Raw genomic sequence first — 14,698 nt, forward strand, 5'->3', positions numbered from 1 at the left:
TCCCGATGAGCACGCCCGTTCTTTCCCTTCGCGATCTCGTAGTCGAGATCCCAACCCGCACCGGCGTCCTGCGGCCCGTCAACGGCGTCAGCTTCGACATCGCCGCGGGCGAGATCCTGGGCGTCGTGGGCGAAAGCGGCGCGGGCAAGTCGATGACCGGAAACGCCGTCATCGGCCTGCTGGACCGCCCCGCGCGCATCGTTTCGGGCGAGGTCCGGCTGCTGGACCAGCCGATCCAGAGCCTGCGCGGAGAGGCGCTGCGGCGCCTGCGGGGCAAGCGGATGGGGATGATCTTCCAGGACCCGCTGACCTCGCTCAACCCGCTTCTGACGATCGGTGATCAACTGACTGAAACGATCCGCGAACACTTGGACGTGGGCCAATCCGAGGCCCGCGAACGCGCCATTGCGGCCCTGGACGAGGTCGGCATTCCCGCCGCTCGCCAGCGCATCGGCAGCTACCCGCACGAATTTTCGGGCGGGATGCGGCAGCGTGTGGTGATCGCCCTCGCGCTTTGCGCCGAGCCGGAGCTGGTGATCGCGGACGAACCGACCACCGCGCTGGATGTCAGCGTTCAGGCGCAGATCATCGCGCTTCTGAAACGGCTCTGCCGTGACCGCGGCGTGGCGGTGATGCTGGTCACCCACGACATGGGCGTGATCGCCGAGGCCGCCGACCGCATCGCGGTGATGTATGCCGGAGGCGTCGTCGAACTGGGCCCGGTGCGCGAGGTCATCACCCGCCCGTTCCATCCCTATACCGGCGGGCTCATGGCCTCGACCCCCGGGGCCAGCAAGGGGATGCGTCGGCTCCGGCAGATCCCCGGCTCCATGCCGCGGCTGGATGCGCTGCCCGATGGCTGCCCTTTCCACCCGCGCTGCGAACGCGCCGAAGCCGCCTGCCGCGAGAACCCCGGCCCCTCGCTTGCCGCCTGCGACGGCCGCGCCGCGTGCTGGTTTCCGCTGACCGAACCGAAAGAGGCCGTGTCATGAGCGCCCTGATCCGTGTCGAGGACCTGACTCGCGTCTTCGACGTGTCGAAACCCTGGCTGAACCGCGTGTTGGAACGCGAACCCCGCGCGCTGCTGACGGCGGTGTCCGAGGTCAGCTTCGGGATCGAGGAGAACTCGGTCTACGCGCTGGTCGGCGAAAGCGGATCGGGCAAGTCGACCATCGGCAAGATCATCGCGGGCCTCCTGTCGCCCAGCCGCGGCCGGGTGGTGGTGGACGGTGTCGATCTGGATCGCGAGACCGACAAGGCAAAGATCGCCGCGGTCCGGTCGGACATCCAGATGATCTTTCAGGATCCCTATGCCTCGCTGAACCCGCGCTGGAAGGTGCGCACCATCATCGCGGAACCGGTCACGGTGCGCGGCGGGGATGCAACCGGCCTGCCCGAACGCCTGCTGGAGCAGGTGGGCCTTGCGGCCCGCGACGCCGACAAGTACCCGCACGAATTTTCGGGCGGGCAGCGCCAGCGGATCGGCATCGCGCGCGCCCTTGCCTCGGGCCCGCGGATCATCGTCTGCGACGAACCGACCTCGGCGCTCGACGTATCGGTCCAAAGCCAGGTGCTGAACCTGATGAGCGACCTGCGCGAGGAGCTGGGGCTGACCTATCTGTTCATCAGCCACGACCTGACCGTTGTGCAGCACATGGCCGACAAGATCGGTGTGCTGTACCTTGGCACGCTGGTGGAAGAAGCGCCGCGCGACCGCCTGTTCGAAGATCCCAAACACCCCTACACGCAGATGATCTTCGAGGCCGCGCCGCGGATGGATGCCTTCGGCCGCGAAGCCGAACCGCCCAAGGGCGAGATCCCCGATGCCATCAACCCGCCGCCCGGCTGCCCCTTCCATCCCCGCTGTCCCATCGCTGTGGACCGGTGCAGCCAGGAACGCCCCCGCCTGCGCGAGATCGGCACAACCCGCGTGGCCTGCCATCTTGCAGAGTGACGCGACAGCGCCCAAATGCCTTGCCCTGTGACCTTTGCCCGGCCGGTCCGGACGAGTGCACATGACCTGACCGATCCTCGCGCACGGGGCCGGAACCCATTTGGGTAGCCAAGAGGCACGTTCACCACGAAATCAGGGCGTCAGGTGAAGCATACGCCTGGCCAGTCGGATCGTCAGAGTGCGAGGGCCGGTGTTGTGCCGGAGGCTTCCAGCTCCCACCGGGCGAGCCAGGTGTCATCCTGCCGTTCGAGAACCAGATAGTTTCGCTCGGCCACGTAACGGCTCGGCTGTCCGGGCAGCCGGGCCGTGCGGATCGGATGCTCCGGCAGCGGGTCTTCCCCCAGCCAGGACAAGGCCCCGAGAAAACGCGCCCAGGCCTTCGGCGGCGCCCGGTGTGCGATCCCCGAGGCGACCAGCTGATGCAGGTGCAGTCCGCCGCCCAGATCCATGACCGCCCGCGTCGCCAGGTGGATCTCGCCCGAGATTGCCGTCACGTCGTGATGTTGCCTTCGAACCATGTCGCGCACGAGACGCAGCATGCGCCGCCATTCGTCGCGATGCGCGCGGCTTTGCCATTGGTCCCGCAGGTCGTCCTCGTACTTCTGCATGCGCGGGACCGCGATCATTCCGGCTTCCAGCAGCGACAGGCGCGGTCCGAGCAACGGGACGCTGGACAGGAGCAGAGTCCGGCCCCGAACCTCCCGGGCCGCCTCGGCTTCCATCATGGCCCAGCCCCCCGGGCCCATGATGTTGCGCCGCGTGCGCTCCGAGCGCAGATCGGGGGCGAAGATGCGCAGGCCCTCAGTTTCGATGGACCAGCCCAGATGCGTGCCCGACGGGTCGGCAAAGCGCGTCGGAAGATCACCGTCCGTCGTCGCCTGCTGAAAGATCAGGAACGCGTCTCGTGCGGCGGAAAAGAGGGTCTGTCCGACCGGCGAATAGGTGCTCGACCGCCGCAGCGATCCCCAGCCGTCACAGATATCGTGATCGTCCCACTGCATCAGCGAGGGCACCCGCGCAGCGATCCAGGCAAATTGCGGCGCCGCATAAAGCATGGCGTAGCGCTCGAAGAATTTCTCGCGCAGATGATGCCTCAGATCGGCCAGCGCAGCGCGCGACGGGTCCCGTGGCAAAACGTCGGGCCAGCCTTCACTCAGTTCATGTCCGAGCGTGGCCTCGTCGGCATAGACTTGGTCACCGCCGTGGAGCAACAGCGCGAAAGGCCGCCTGAGATGGTCCTCGCGCAATCGTTCCCACATGGCGTTCCGTTCCGAATCCGCGCGGTCGAGATCGCCGATCTCCTCGCCGTTACATGACACGTAGGCAATACGGAAATCGCCCGCGAGATCCCCCGCGACAGCGTAGGTTTCGCCGTTCCAAACGTATTCCGAAGCTCGGTCCGCCGGCACGGAAAACCGGGCGCGCCAGACCGACGCCTCGTCAAAAACGGCGATCTGTTCGGGGGTTACGGTGGCCTTGCCTGCTTCGACCGGCGGCGGCGTGACATTCCGTTCGGTAATGAAGAGTGCAGAGAGGCGCATCTCTCTTGCGCGGACATCGTCAAGGACAAGGATGGGGCCGATGATCTGAGTGCGCATCCGTGTAAGCTATTGCCGCCGTGACAATAGCTCAAGCACACCGCCGGATTTCACGCGCAACTGTTCATGCACGTTGCTGACGTCATGGCCGCTTGGAGCTTGGTCCACAGTTTCAAAACGCTCGGCGATCCCTCCTCGGATCTATCGGGAAGTTCGGAACTTCAGAGCCCGACAGATTCATTCCGTACCAATATCGGCAGAGCAGAGTTTGTTGTCAGCCGCACAGGCCGCGGGCGTGCGTGCGATGCGTCTTGAGGCAGGTCGCATCGGGTTACTGGCTGGGAATGTTCTCGCGGAAGACCACCTGAAGCCGTGGCGGGTAGTCGGGTTCGCTCGATCCCTTCACGGCCGACACCAGCAGCTTCACGATCTCGCGCGCCTGCACGCGGGGGTTCTGGTCAATGACCGCGTCCATCGTGCGGTCCAGCAGCAGCATCCGCGTGGCTTCTGTCAGGTCGTGACCCACGAAGACGACGTCTCGTTCCAGCCGCCTTTCCCGCAGTGCGCGGGCGATACCCTGGTTGCCCGAGCCCACGTTGTAGATCGCCGAGATCCTGTCACTGTCCAGCAGCCGCAGGGTTTCGGAATAGGCGCGATCACGGTCGTCGCTGACCTCAGTCAGGCCGGAAATCGTCAGGTCGGGATACTCCTCGGCCAGTATCGACCGGAAGCCCATCTCGCGCTCTTCGTGGCCACGATAAGCTTGGCTGCCGATGAAGACGGCCACGTGGGCGCGGATGTCGCGCGGCAGGAAGCGACCCACGAGCAACCCGGCCAGCCGGCCCGCCGCGCGGTTGTCGACGCCGACATAGCCCACTTTCGTGACCGACGGCAGATCCGACAGCAGGGTGCTGATCTTCACGCCCGACCGTGAAAGCGCATTGACCGCCTCGCGCACCTCGGGGTGATCCAGCGACACCAGCCCAACCGCATCCGTCTTGCCGCGCAGCGCCATCAGCCGGGCGGACAGGCCCGACGGGTCGAAGCCTTCGATCTGGTGAAGCGTCAGGTCGACATTGCCGCGCGATTGCGCCTCTTCCATCAGGTTGCGGCGCATGAGCTGCATGAAGCTGTTGGACCCGGCCGGCAGCACGAAATCCATCCTGACCTTCTTCATGTCGTCGCTTTCGGCCGGGCCGAAATAGCCCAGCCGCGTTGCGATCTGCATCACGATATCCCGCGTCCGCGGGCGCACGCCTTCACGGTCGTTCAGAACCCGATCGACCGTCGCGGGCGACACGCCAGCCTCGCGCGCGATCTGGGCCACGGTGGTGCGCATGGCTCGAATACCTCCTTCGGGATGCCGGACCGATTCCATCAGAGCGGGTCGGCAAACCTCATCATTCCCGTCATTTTCCGTTAGAGATCGAAGCAGGGCAATCGAAAATCACGCTGGAATGCCGGGAATGAGGCGAAATGAGGTTAAATGATGATTGTTTGGCCATCATGAATGGCAAATGGTCTGCCCATCGCCGTTGCGTTGAGGAGCGCTGGCGGGAAAAGGGAGGATACCATGACCAAGGAACCGCAATTCTCGCGGCGCCGTTTCCTGAGCACGGCGACGCAAACCACCGCGCTTGTCGCACTTCCGCTGTATCTGCGCCCCGACCGGGTGCGGGCGGCAGACGGGCTGGCAGACGGCATGATCGGCGGACCTACCGGCTTTGCCGGGGCGGAACGCTATCAATACGGGCCTGATACGCCGGAAGGCCGGGCCATCGAAGGCATCCGGGCGCTGAAGGCCGCGGGCAAGGCGCCCGACAGCATCGTGCTGGGCCTGTCGGATGGATCGATCGGACAGCTGACGCAGCCGTTCCCTGAAGGCGCACCGTCGATCAAGGAGCTGTGGGAGCAGGAGACCGGCGTCACGCTGGATATCGTGGGCGTGCCCAACGGGCAGGAATTCACCAAGGTGATGCAGGACGTTTCGACCAAGTCGGGCGGCTTCGACATCTACGCGGTGGAATGGAACCGCCTGGGCGATCTGGCCGAAACCGGCGGGATCGTGAACCTTGACGATTACGTCGCCACCTACAAGCCGGAATGGGACGATCCCGAACGCGGCTACGTGAATGGCGAACAGGGCGTTTCGCTGCTGAACGGCTATCGCGGATCGATCTACGGTGTGTCGCTGGATGGCGATTTCCAGATCTGGAACCACCGCACCGACCTGTTCGAAAACCCCGAAGAACAGAAGGCCTTTGCCGACCAGCACGGGTACGAGCTGGGGATGCCGATCACATGGGCCCAGCACGACGATATCGCGACCTTCTTCCATCGTCCCGACGAAGGGCTGCTGGGCTGTACCGATCTGCGCAACCAGGGCTGGGGCTATACCAACTGGTACCAGCGCTATGTCTCGATGGCCAATCCCGACATGTTCCTGTTCGACGATGACGGCACGCCGCTGATCAACTCGGACGCGGGGTTTCAGGCGACGAAGGAATATGTCGACAGCCTGTCCTACCATTCCAAGGACGCGATTTCGTGGGGCTGGCCCGAGCAGTACGGCAACTTTGCCAATGCGGGCGCGGCGATGACCTGCGCGTTCTCGAATCTGCCCAAGTTCCTCGACAACCCGCTGAACACGGGATCGAAGGTCACCGGCCGGGTCGGATCGCACCTGCCGCCGGGGCGGCAGTTCGGCGACGATCTGGTGCGGCGCACGGTGTTGTGGCTGAACCTGTCGGGCAGTGTCTCGTCGCAGTCGGAACACCCGGAAGCGGCCTATCTTCTGCTGCAATGGCTGGGCTCCAGCCGGATCTATTCGTGGATGACGGCCAACCCGGGCGGCTATTTCGACCCGTTCCAGCTGGCCAATTTCGCCGATCCGCTGGTTCGTCAGACCTACCACGCCTACCACATGGACGTGGTCCGCGAGAGCGTGAAGCGCACGGTGCCGACGATCAACTATCCCGGCGCCACCGCGTTTCACAACGCGCTGGACGAAAGCCTGATGGCGGCGCTGACCGGTTCGATGACCCCGGAAGAGGCGATGGCCAATACCGAACGGCAATGGAAACGGATCGCCCGGCGCGTGGGCGAAGACAAGCTGACCTCGGCCATCAAGGCCAACAAGGCAGCCTGGCCGACCATCACCGATTCCCCTCTCGGCTGATCCTCCCCGACCTGGCCGGGCGGCTTCGCGCTGCCCGGCCCCTTTGACGGACCCTTTCGCATGCAACGTTCCCTTTCGTTCGAGATCTTCCGCTACACGGCCATCGCGCTGTTTCTGGCGCTGTCTCTGATCCCGACGCTCTGGATGGTGTCGATGGCGTTCAAGCCGATTGCCGAATGGCAGGCTTCGGGCGCAGATCTGACCTGGTGGCCCGAAAACCCGACGCTGGACAATTTCCGGTTCATCTTCGGGCAAAGCGCGTCCGAGTTGATCGTGGCTCTTGAACGCACCGCCGGACGTCCGATCCTGGCGTCGCTGCTTTCGGCCACCTTCGGCACCCTCATCGCGATGTTCGCCGGCACCTCGGCCGCCTATGGCCTGTCGCGTTTCGGTGCGGGGGGGAACCTGCCTCTGGCGCTGGTGCAGCTGCGGCTGTTTCCGCCGATGGCCGTGATGATCCCGGTAATGATCATGTGGGCCTTTCTGGGAATGATCGACAGCTGGTGGGGTCTTGCCCTGATCTACGGCATTGTCACGCTACCCTTCGCCTTCTGGCTGATGAAGACCTTCTTCGACGACATGCCGCGCGAGATCGAGGACGCGGCCCTTGTCGAAGGCTGTTCGCGCTGGCGCGTGTTCCTGCGGATCACGCTACCGATGATGCGCCCGGCACTCGCGTCCTCCGCTCTCTTCATCTTCATCCTGAACTGGTCGGACTACCTGATCGCACTTCTGCTCACGACCCGGGACTGGGTCACGATCCCTGTCTACATGGCGTCACTGTCGTCCTCGATGACGGGCCAACTGTACGGTGCCAAGGCCGCCCTTGGCCTGATCGCGGCCGTCCCGCCGGTGATCATGGGCATCGCCATCCAGAAGCAGCTTGTCCGCGGCCTGACGTTCGGAGCGCTGAAGGAATGACCGATTTGACCTCCTCCCTCCCGACCGAGACCGCCCCCGAGGATCAGGGCAAGTCCGAATCCGCCCGCCTTGGTTTCTGGCTAACGCTGCCGACGCAGCTTCTGGTCCTGTTCATCGCGCTGTTCCCGATCCTGATGCAGCTTTACATCTCGCTGACGGACTGGTCGCCGCTGGACGGAATCCCGTGGTACCGCGCCTACGAGCTGTGGATCGGGCTGTTGAACTATATCGACCTGTGGAACGACCCACGGTTCTGGGGCGCCATGTGGCGGACCTGTATCGTGATGGCGATCTGCGTGCCCGCGCAGTTCCTGCTTGGGCTCGGCCTTGCGATCCTGTTCGTGGATGAATTCCCGGGGAAACGGGTGCTCTATTCCACCGCGCTGCTGCCGATGATGGTGGTGCCCGCGGTCGCCGGATACATGTTCTTCATGCTCTTCCAGTCGGGCGGGCCGGTGAACAACATCCTGTCGTTCTTCGCAGGTTCCCCCGTCACCATTGCGTGGCTGTCCGATCCGAACCTTGCGCTGTTTGCGGTGATCCTGTCGGACATCTGGCAGTGGACGCCCCTGATGTTCCTGATCCTTCTGGCCGGCATGGTGTCGGTCCCGCAGGACCAGCAGATGGCGGCCGTGCTTCTGGGGGCAAGCTGGTGGCGGCGGTTCCGCACCATCGTGCTGCCGCGGATGAAGACGATCATCATCATCGCCATCGCCATCCGCGTGATCGAGAACTTTAAGGTCTTCGACAACTTCTACATCATGACCGGCGGCGGGCCGGGCGTGGCGACCGAGACCATCTCCATCCACATCTACAAGGTCACCCAGCAGGACCTGATCTGGGGCTACGTCGCCGCGATGGCGCTGGCGATCCTGATCGTGCTGTCCGTCGTGTCTGGCCTGGCCATCTCCCGCATGAGGAAAGCATCATGACCGAGATCGTGCTGGACAATCTGGGAAAGAGCTTCGGCGATTTCACCGCGCTGAAGGACATGAACCTGACCATCGCGCAGGGCGAATTCGTGGCGCTGCTGGGCCCGTCGGGCTGCGGCAAGTCGACGACGATGAACATGATCGCCGGGATGCTGGAGCCGTCGGAAGGCCAGATCCGCTTTGACGGCAAGCCCATGAACGGCATGCCGATGGCGCGGCGGGGCGTGGGCTTCGTGTTCCAGAATTATGCCATCTTCACCCACATGACCGTGCGCGAAAACCTGGCCTACGGATTGAAGGCGCAGGGCGTGTCACGCGCCGAAACCCAGCGCCGGGTGGGAGAGATCGCGCAGCTTCTCCAACTGACCGACCTTCTGGACCGGCGTGCGGCGGGGCTTTCCGTCAACATACTGCAACGGCTGGCCATCGGCCGGTCGGCGGTGGTCGAACCGTCGATCTTCCTGCTTGATGAGCCCCTGTCGAACGTCGATGCCGCCTTCCGCGCAGTAATGCGTCAGGAGCTGAAATCGCTTCAGCGGCAGTTCAAACAGACCATGGTCTACGTCACCCACGACCAGCTGGAAGCCATGACGATGGCCGACCGCATCGCGGTGATGGACCACGGCAAGCTGTTGCAGGTCGGCACCCCGATCGAGGTCTACAACCACCCCGCCGATACCTTCGTCGCCCGCTTCATCGGCGCGCCGGGTATGAACCTTCTGGACGGTCGGATCACCGGCGGCGACAGCGGCCCTGTCGTCGATCTGGGCGCCGCGGGCCATTCCGGCCCCGTGACGGCGCCCGGCACCGGCCCGGTGATCTTCGGTTTCCGGCCGGAAGAAGTGCACCCGGACCCGAACGGCCCGATCCAGATGGCGATCACCATGGTCGAACGCATCGGTGCGCGGATCATCCTCCACCTTGCGGAAGGCCCGCATGTCGCCAAAGCCGTGCTGGATGCCGAAACGCAGGTTCCGGACCAGGGAGGGATGATCCGCTTCTCGGTCCCCGCCGCATCGGTCCGGCTGTTCGATGCCCAAACGGAAAGGGCGCTCTGATGGCCTCGATTTCCTTTCGCAACGTGACGAAGCGCTTCGGCGACACGCTGGCCGTCGATGACGTGAGTTTCGATATCCGCGACAACGCTTTCTTCTGCCTTTTCGGCCCGCCGCTTTCGGGCAAGTCGACGATCCTGAAGCTGATCCTTGGCCTTGAACAGCCCGACGCGGGCGAAATCCTGATCGACGGTCGCCCGGTAACCCACATAGGCCCCGCCAAACGCAACGTGGCGATGGTCTTCCAGAACCTGGCGCTGTTCCCGCACATGTCGGCGCTCGACAATGTGCGTTTCCCGCTGGTCGAACGCCGGATGCCCAAGGCAGAGATCGCGGCGAAGGTCTCGGCCGTGTCGGAAAAGCTTCATATCGGCCATATCCTGCACAAGCCGCCGGCCCAGCTTTCCGGCGGTGAACGGCAGCGCGTGGCCATCGCCCGCGCGCTGGTGCGCGATCCGGCGGCGTACCTGATGGACGATCCGATCTCGGCTTTGGACGCGCGGCTGCGTGAACAGACGCGGGTGGAACTCCGCCGTATCCAGCAGGAGCTGGGCAAGACGCTCGTCTACGTGACCCATGACCAGGAGGAGGCAATGTCGGTTGCCGATGGCATGGCCGTGCTGCGCGACGGGCGGATCTGCCAGACCGGCACGCCGGAGGAGCTCTATCGCAGCCCGAATTCGACCTATGTCGGCGGAATGCTGGGCGCGCCCGCGATGAACGTGGTGCCGATCACGATGGCATCCCGGCTGAGCGTCGACGCGGCTCCCCGTGGGGCCGACCAGCTTGGCGTGCGGCCCGAAAACCTGCGCGTGGGCGTGGGTGAGGCCGGAACGATCGCTGACGTTGAGCCGATGGGAGCTTTCACAACGCTGACCGTTCAGGCGGGGGACACGACCCTGCGCGCAACGCTGCGCGGGCAACCGAAATACACGGTCGGGCAGCCTGTGGGCTTGTCGGTCGATCCCGGTCGGGCGCATTTTTTCGACGAGGGCGGCGCGGCGCTGGAAAGCGCCCGCCGAGAGGAGGAGAGAACATGAAGGACTTCATCGCGAAGCCTGACCCGGACGTCCGGGTCAGGGACTACCGTATTGGCTGCATCGGCGCCGGCATGATCATGGCCGAATGCCACCTAGCCGCCTATGCCGAGGCAGGCTTTCCCGTGGTGGCCATCGCCTCGCGCACCAGGGTCAACGCGGCTGCGGTGGCTGAACGCTGGTCGATCGCCAAGGTCCACGACACGCCCGATGCGCTGATCGCGGACCCCGAGGTCGAGATCGTGGACATCGCCTATCCGCCCGACCAGCAACCCGACATCATCCGCCAGGCGCTCGCCGCGCCGCATATCAAGGCCGTGCTGGCGCAGAAGCCGCTGGCCCTGTCGCTGGAAGACGCCCGCGCGCTGCGGGACGAGGCGAAGGCCGCCGGCAAGGCGCTGAGTGTCAACCAGAACATGCGCTACGACCAGTCGATGCAGGTGCTGAAGCAGCTGCTGGACGCGGGCGTTCTGGGCGATCCGGTCTTTGCCCAGATCGACATGCACGCGATCCCGCACTGGCAGGGGTTCCTTGAAGGCTATGACCGGCTGACGCTGTCGAACATGTCGGTCCATCACCTCGATGCGCTGCGGTTCCTGTTTGGCGACCCGGAGGAGGTCACCAGCCTGACCCGCACCGACCCGCGCACGGAATTCAAGCACGAGGACGGCATCGTGGTCACCACGCTGCGCTTCCCGTCCGGCCTGATGGCGCTGAGCCTTGAGGACGTGTGGTCCGGCCCGCGGGAAGACGGCTACGAGGACGATCAGCACATCACATGGCGTGTCGAAGGCACCCGTGGCGTGGCCCGCGGCACCATCGGCTGGCCGACAGGCGCGGCATCGACGCTGGAATATGCCTCGGCCGACACGACGGGCGGCAAATGGGTCAGCCCGGAATGGGACACGATGTGGTTCCCGCATGCCTTCATCGGCGTGATGGAGCAGCTCCAGCACGCGCTTCACACCGGTACGGAACCGGTTCTGAACGTGGCCGACAACGTGCGCACGATGGCGCTGGTTGAGGCCGCGTACCGATCCATCGACGAGGGCCGCACGGTGCGACTCGATCTTACTGACGATTAAAGGGAGGAACCTTATCATGATGCAGACAGGAATTTTCTCGGGGTACTTCCCCTACGAGTTGAAGAAAACGGCCGAGGTGATCCGCGGCCATGGCTTCAACACGGTGCAGCTGGACCTGCACTTCAAGGACCTCGATGTCACCGACGGCCAGATCACGCCGGAAAAATGCAAGACGATCCGCGAAACCTTCCGCGATCACGACCTGCCGGTCAGCTGCATTTCGGGCTACACGAACATCATCCACCCCGATGCCGAGACACGCAAATCACGGCTGGCGCGCCTGAAGGAACTCATCGCCCATGCGCAGTACCTTGGATCGCCTTACGTGATCTCGGAAACGGGGACCTTCGATACCGAAAGCGACTGGGTGCATCACCCGAAGAACAAGACCGAAGAAGGCTGGGAAGATTGCCGCGCCGTGATCGCCGATCTGGCGCAGTTCGCCTATGACAACGGCGCCGTGTTCCTGCTGGAAACCTACGTCAACAACGTGGTGGGCTCGGTCGAGGAAACCCTGCGCATGTTCGCCGAGGTGGATCATCCGGGACTGGGCCTGCTGATGGATCCCACGAACTATTTCGAAGCCCACAACATCGACGACATGGACAAGATCCTGAACCAGGTCTTCGATGCGCTGTCCGACAAGATCTATATCGGCCACGCCAAGGACGTGAAGCGGTCGGGAGACGACAAGTCGGAGAAGCATTCCGATATCGGCGATGACAGCGCCGCCGAAAGCCACACCTTCCGCGGCGTGGGCGAGATCGAACTCCCCGCCCCGGGGTTGGGAGAGTTGAACTACGATCTCTACTTCAAGCGGCTGGCCCAGAAGCACCCGAATATCCCGATGATCATCGAGCATCTGGACGAAAGCGACGTGCCGCGCGCCAAGGCCTTCATCGACGGAAAGCTGCGCGCACACGGGCTCTGACGCCTCGGGGCCGGGCCGCGTTCCCCCGCGCGGCCCAGCCACACCAAAGCGACGATAATGAAAGGTGCCGCAGCACAGGCGTGCCGGCAAACGGAGAAGCCATGGTCAAGCTATACGGAAAAGAGCTGTCCCGGCACGAGGCCGCCGCGCTGAGCGGATCGCTGGGCCATGCCGCGGGCGTGCGGCTGATGGAGCTGTCGGACGGGCTGGAACGCGGCATCCGGATGCTGGAATTCCGCACCGGATCGGGCCTGCGCTTCACGGTGCTGGTGGACCGCGCGATGGACATCGCCGATTGCGAACATGCCGGCCGCGCCATCGGCTGGCATTCCCCCGCGGGCTTCCGCCATCCGGGCCTGCACGAATATGAAGGCGAAGGCGGGCTGGGCTGGCTGCGATCGTTTTCCGGCCTGATGGTTACCTGCGGGCTGGACCATACGCTGTTCATGTACGACGCGCCGACCGAAAGCTATGTCTACGGCCCGCGCGCGGTGGCCAGGCAGTCGCTGCACGGGCGGGTCGGCACGATCCCTGCGCGGCTGTCGGGCTATGGCACGCGGTGGGAGGGCGACCGCGCGTTCCTGTGGGCCGAAGGTGTCGTGACACAGGCCGCGGTCTTCGGCGAACACCTGGAACTGACCCGCCGGATCGAGGTCGAGGTCGGCTCGGACGAGATCCGGATGACCGACGAGGTCACCAATCGCGGCTTCTACAAGACGCCGCACATGTATTGCTACCATATCAACGTGGGCCATCCCGTGCTGGAAGACGGCGCGCGCTACATCGCCCCGATCCGCGACGTGGTCTGGGCCGCGCACGCCGACAGCTATGATGGGCAGGGCGTCGGCTATCGGGCGCTCCCCGGCCCGCAGACGGATTTTCACGAACAGGTCTGGCAGCACGAGATGGGTACGGATGCCGAAGGCGAAGTCCCCGTTGCGCTGGTCAATGATCGGTTGGGGCTGGGGCTGATGGCCACCACGCGGAAGGATCAGTTTCCCTGCCTTTACGAATGGCAGAACCTGCAGGCCGGCCAGTACGCGCTGGGGATCGAACCATCGACGCATCACGTGCTGGGCAATGGAGCCGCGCGGGATCGGGGCGAGATGATCTGGCTGACCCACGGCCAGTCCCGCCGCTACGACACGCGTTTCACGATCCTGCCAGATGCCGATGCCATCGCCGATGCCGAAACCCGGATCGCCGCCATCGCCCGCCAGCCGGAGGAGGATTACCCCGCGCCCTCCGGCCAGTTCGTTCCCATCGGAGGCCGCTCATGAACCGACATCTGCCCGATATCGGCACCAAGGCGGCCACGCTGGCCGGGCGCCGCGTACTTTACACCGGTGCCGCCGGGGGGCTGGGCCATCGCACGACGCTCGACATGCTGGAAGCGGGGGCCGAGGTCTTTGCGCTGGACCGGGACCACACCAAGAACCTCTCGCTGCTGGAAGACACGCCCGAGGATCTGGCTTCCCTGCTTCACCTGCTGGAGATGGACCTGGCGGATACCAAGGCGCTCGAGGCGAAGCTTGCCGAGATCACGGCCGACAAACCTCTGGATGTCGTCATCAACAACGCCGCCATCTACCCGTCGAAACCGTTCGAGGAGTTCTCGCTGGACGAACACCGGGCGGTTCATGCCGTGAATGTCGAAGCGGCGCTGATCTGCACCAAGGCAGCCCTGCCCGGGATGCGGGCGCAGGGCTGGGGGCGGGTGATCAACATCACCTCGATCACGCTGACCGGCGGATGGGAAAATCTTGCCCCCTACGTCCAGTCCAAGGGCGCGCTGATGGGCCTGACGCGGGCCTGGGCGCGGGAATTCGGCAAATGGGGGATCACGGTGAACGCCATCGCGCCCGGTGCCTTCCCGACGGATGCCGAAAAGATCCACCCCGATCCCGAAGGCTATACCCGCTTCGTGCTGGACCACCAGGCGCTGAAGCGCCGGGGCGATCCGCAGGACATCGCCGCCGCCATCCTGTTCCTTGCTTCGGACGGGGCGGGGTTCATCACCGGACAATCGCTGGCCGTCGATGGCGGCTGGAACATGAACTGAAGGAC

13 protein-coding genes are annotated in these 14,698 nt (G+C 64.6%); 11 read left to right on the forward strand and 2 right to left on the reverse strand.

Going from position 1 to position 14,698, the window contains the following annotated elements:
* The first annotated feature begins 5 nt into the window (after positions 1-5).
* Positions 6-992, forward strand: coding sequence for an ABC transporter ATP-binding protein (locus tag D4754_RS16980; RefSeq protein WP_121066003.1), 987 nt, complete (start codon positions 6-8; stop codon positions 990-992).
* The gene (locus D4754_RS16985) at positions 989-1,954 is read left to right on the forward strand and encodes an ABC transporter ATP-binding protein (protein WP_121066006.1); all 966 of its coding nucleotides are present in this window, start codon (positions 989-991) and stop codon (positions 1,952-1,954) included. Before D4754_RS16980 ends, D4754_RS16985 begins: the two co-directional genes overlap by 4 nt.
* Positions 1,955-2,127: 173 nt before the next feature.
* Here D4754_RS16985 and D4754_RS16990 read toward each other — a convergent pair whose 3' ends face one another.
* Together D4754_RS16990 and D4754_RS16995 are read right to left on the reverse strand one after the other, a co-directional pair.
* On the reverse strand, positions 2,128-3,552 hold the full coding sequence (locus D4754_RS16990) for an alkaline phosphatase D family protein (protein ID WP_121066009.1): 1,425 nt from the start codon (positions 3,550-3,552) through the stop codon (positions 2,128-2,130).
* A 271-nt stretch (positions 3,553-3,823) separates the two neighbouring features.
* The gene (locus D4754_RS16995; RefSeq protein WP_121066012.1) at positions 3,824-4,831 is read right to left on the reverse strand and encodes a LacI family DNA-binding transcriptional regulator; all 1,008 of its coding nucleotides are present in this window, start codon (positions 4,829-4,831) and stop codon (positions 3,824-3,826) included.
* 234 nt (positions 4,832-5,065) lie between these two features.
* Here D4754_RS16995 and D4754_RS17000 point away from each other — a divergent pair, with 234 nt between their 5' ends.
* From D4754_RS17000 to D4754_RS17040, 9 genes are all read left to right on the forward strand, one after another.
* A complete protein-coding gene (locus D4754_RS17000; RefSeq protein ID WP_121066015.1) occupies positions 5,066-6,670 on the forward strand; it encodes an extracellular solute-binding protein in 1,605 nt (534 codons plus the stop codon).
* A gap of 60 nt (positions 6,671-6,730) precedes the next feature.
* Positions 6,731-7,591 carry a carbohydrate ABC transporter permease gene (locus D4754_RS17005; RefSeq protein ID WP_121066018.1) on the forward strand — a complete coding sequence of 287 codons (861 nt, stop codon included), beginning with the start codon at positions 6,731-6,733 and terminating at the stop codon, positions 7,589-7,591.
* Positions 7,588-8,523, forward strand: a complete 936-nt coding sequence (locus D4754_RS17010; RefSeq protein WP_121066021.1) for a carbohydrate ABC transporter permease — start codon at positions 7,588-7,590, stop codon at positions 8,521-8,523. Before D4754_RS17005 ends, D4754_RS17010 begins: the two co-directional genes overlap by 4 nt.
* Complete coding sequence (locus D4754_RS17015) at positions 8,520-9,581, forward strand: ABC transporter ATP-binding protein (protein WP_121066024.1); 1,062 nt, start codon at positions 8,520-8,522, stop codon at positions 9,579-9,581. The genes D4754_RS17010 and D4754_RS17015 overlap by 4 nt, the downstream gene beginning before the upstream one ends.
* Positions 9,581-10,618, forward strand: coding sequence for an ABC transporter ATP-binding protein (locus D4754_RS17020; protein ID WP_121066027.1), 1,038 nt, complete (start codon positions 9,581-9,583; stop codon positions 10,616-10,618). Before D4754_RS17015 ends, D4754_RS17020 begins: the two co-directional genes overlap by 1 nt.
* On the forward strand, positions 10,615-11,700 hold the full coding sequence (locus tag D4754_RS17025) for a Gfo/Idh/MocA family protein (RefSeq protein ID WP_121066030.1): 1,086 nt from the start codon (positions 10,615-10,617) through the stop codon (positions 11,698-11,700). Before D4754_RS17020 ends, D4754_RS17025 begins: the two co-directional genes overlap by 4 nt.
* Before the next feature lie 16 nt (positions 11,701-11,716).
* Complete coding sequence (locus D4754_RS17030; RefSeq protein ID WP_121066033.1) at positions 11,717-12,631, forward strand: sugar phosphate isomerase/epimerase family protein; 915 nt, start codon at positions 11,717-11,719, stop codon at positions 12,629-12,631.
* A gap of 101 nt (positions 12,632-12,732) precedes the next feature.
* Positions 12,733-13,911, forward strand: coding sequence for an aldose 1-epimerase family protein (locus D4754_RS17035; RefSeq protein ID WP_121066036.1), 1,179 nt, complete (start codon positions 12,733-12,735; stop codon positions 13,909-13,911).
* Positions 13,908-14,693, forward strand: coding sequence for an SDR family NAD(P)-dependent oxidoreductase (locus D4754_RS17040; protein ID WP_121066039.1), 786 nt, complete (start codon positions 13,908-13,910; stop codon positions 14,691-14,693). Before D4754_RS17035 ends, D4754_RS17040 begins: the two co-directional genes overlap by 4 nt.
* Positions 14,694-14,698 lie beyond the last annotated feature (5 nt).

This window comes from Chachezhania antarctica (genome assembly GCF_003646465.1).
Lineage (GTDB): Bacteria > Pseudomonadota > Alphaproteobacteria > Rhodobacterales > Rhodobacteraceae > Chachezhania > Chachezhania antarctica.

Bases quoted from the DNA above. Each gene is read 5' to 3' on its own strand.
- D4754_RS16980 (WP_121066003.1), top strand. From the start codon at position 6: ATGAGCACGCCCGTTCTTTCCCTTCGCGATCTCGTAGTCGAGATCCCA.
- D4754_RS16985 (WP_121066006.1), top strand. From the start codon at position 989: ATGAGCGCCCTGATCCGTGTCGAGGACCTGACTCGCGTCTTCGACGTG.
- D4754_RS16990 (WP_121066009.1), bottom strand. From the start codon at position 3,552: ATGCGCACTCAGATCATCGGCCCCATCCTTGTCCTTGACGATGTCCGC.
- D4754_RS16995 (WP_121066012.1), bottom strand. From the start codon at position 4,831: ATGCGCACCACCGTGGCCCAGATCGCGCGCGAGGCTGGCGTGTCGCCC.
- D4754_RS17000 (WP_121066015.1), top strand. From the start codon at position 5,066: ATGACCAAGGAACCGCAATTCTCGCGGCGCCGTTTCCTGAGCACGGCG.
- D4754_RS17005 (WP_121066018.1), top strand. From the start codon at position 6,731: ATGCAACGTTCCCTTTCGTTCGAGATCTTCCGCTACACGGCCATCGCG.
- D4754_RS17010 (WP_121066021.1), top strand. From the start codon at position 7,588: ATGACCGATTTGACCTCCTCCCTCCCGACCGAGACCGCCCCCGAGGAT.
- D4754_RS17015 (WP_121066024.1), top strand. From the start codon at position 8,520: ATGACCGAGATCGTGCTGGACAATCTGGGAAAGAGCTTCGGCGATTTC.
- D4754_RS17020 (WP_121066027.1), top strand. From the start codon at position 9,581: ATGGCCTCGATTTCCTTTCGCAACGTGACGAAGCGCTTCGGCGACACG.
- D4754_RS17025 (WP_121066030.1), top strand. From the start codon at position 10,615: ATGAAGGACTTCATCGCGAAGCCTGACCCGGACGTCCGGGTCAGGGAC.
- D4754_RS17030 (WP_121066033.1), top strand. From the start codon at position 11,717: ATGATGCAGACAGGAATTTTCTCGGGGTACTTCCCCTACGAGTTGAAG.
- D4754_RS17035 (WP_121066036.1), top strand. From the start codon at position 12,733: ATGGTCAAGCTATACGGAAAAGAGCTGTCCCGGCACGAGGCCGCCGCG.
- D4754_RS17040 (WP_121066039.1), top strand. From the start codon at position 13,908: ATGAACCGACATCTGCCCGATATCGGCACCAAGGCGGCCACGCTGGCC.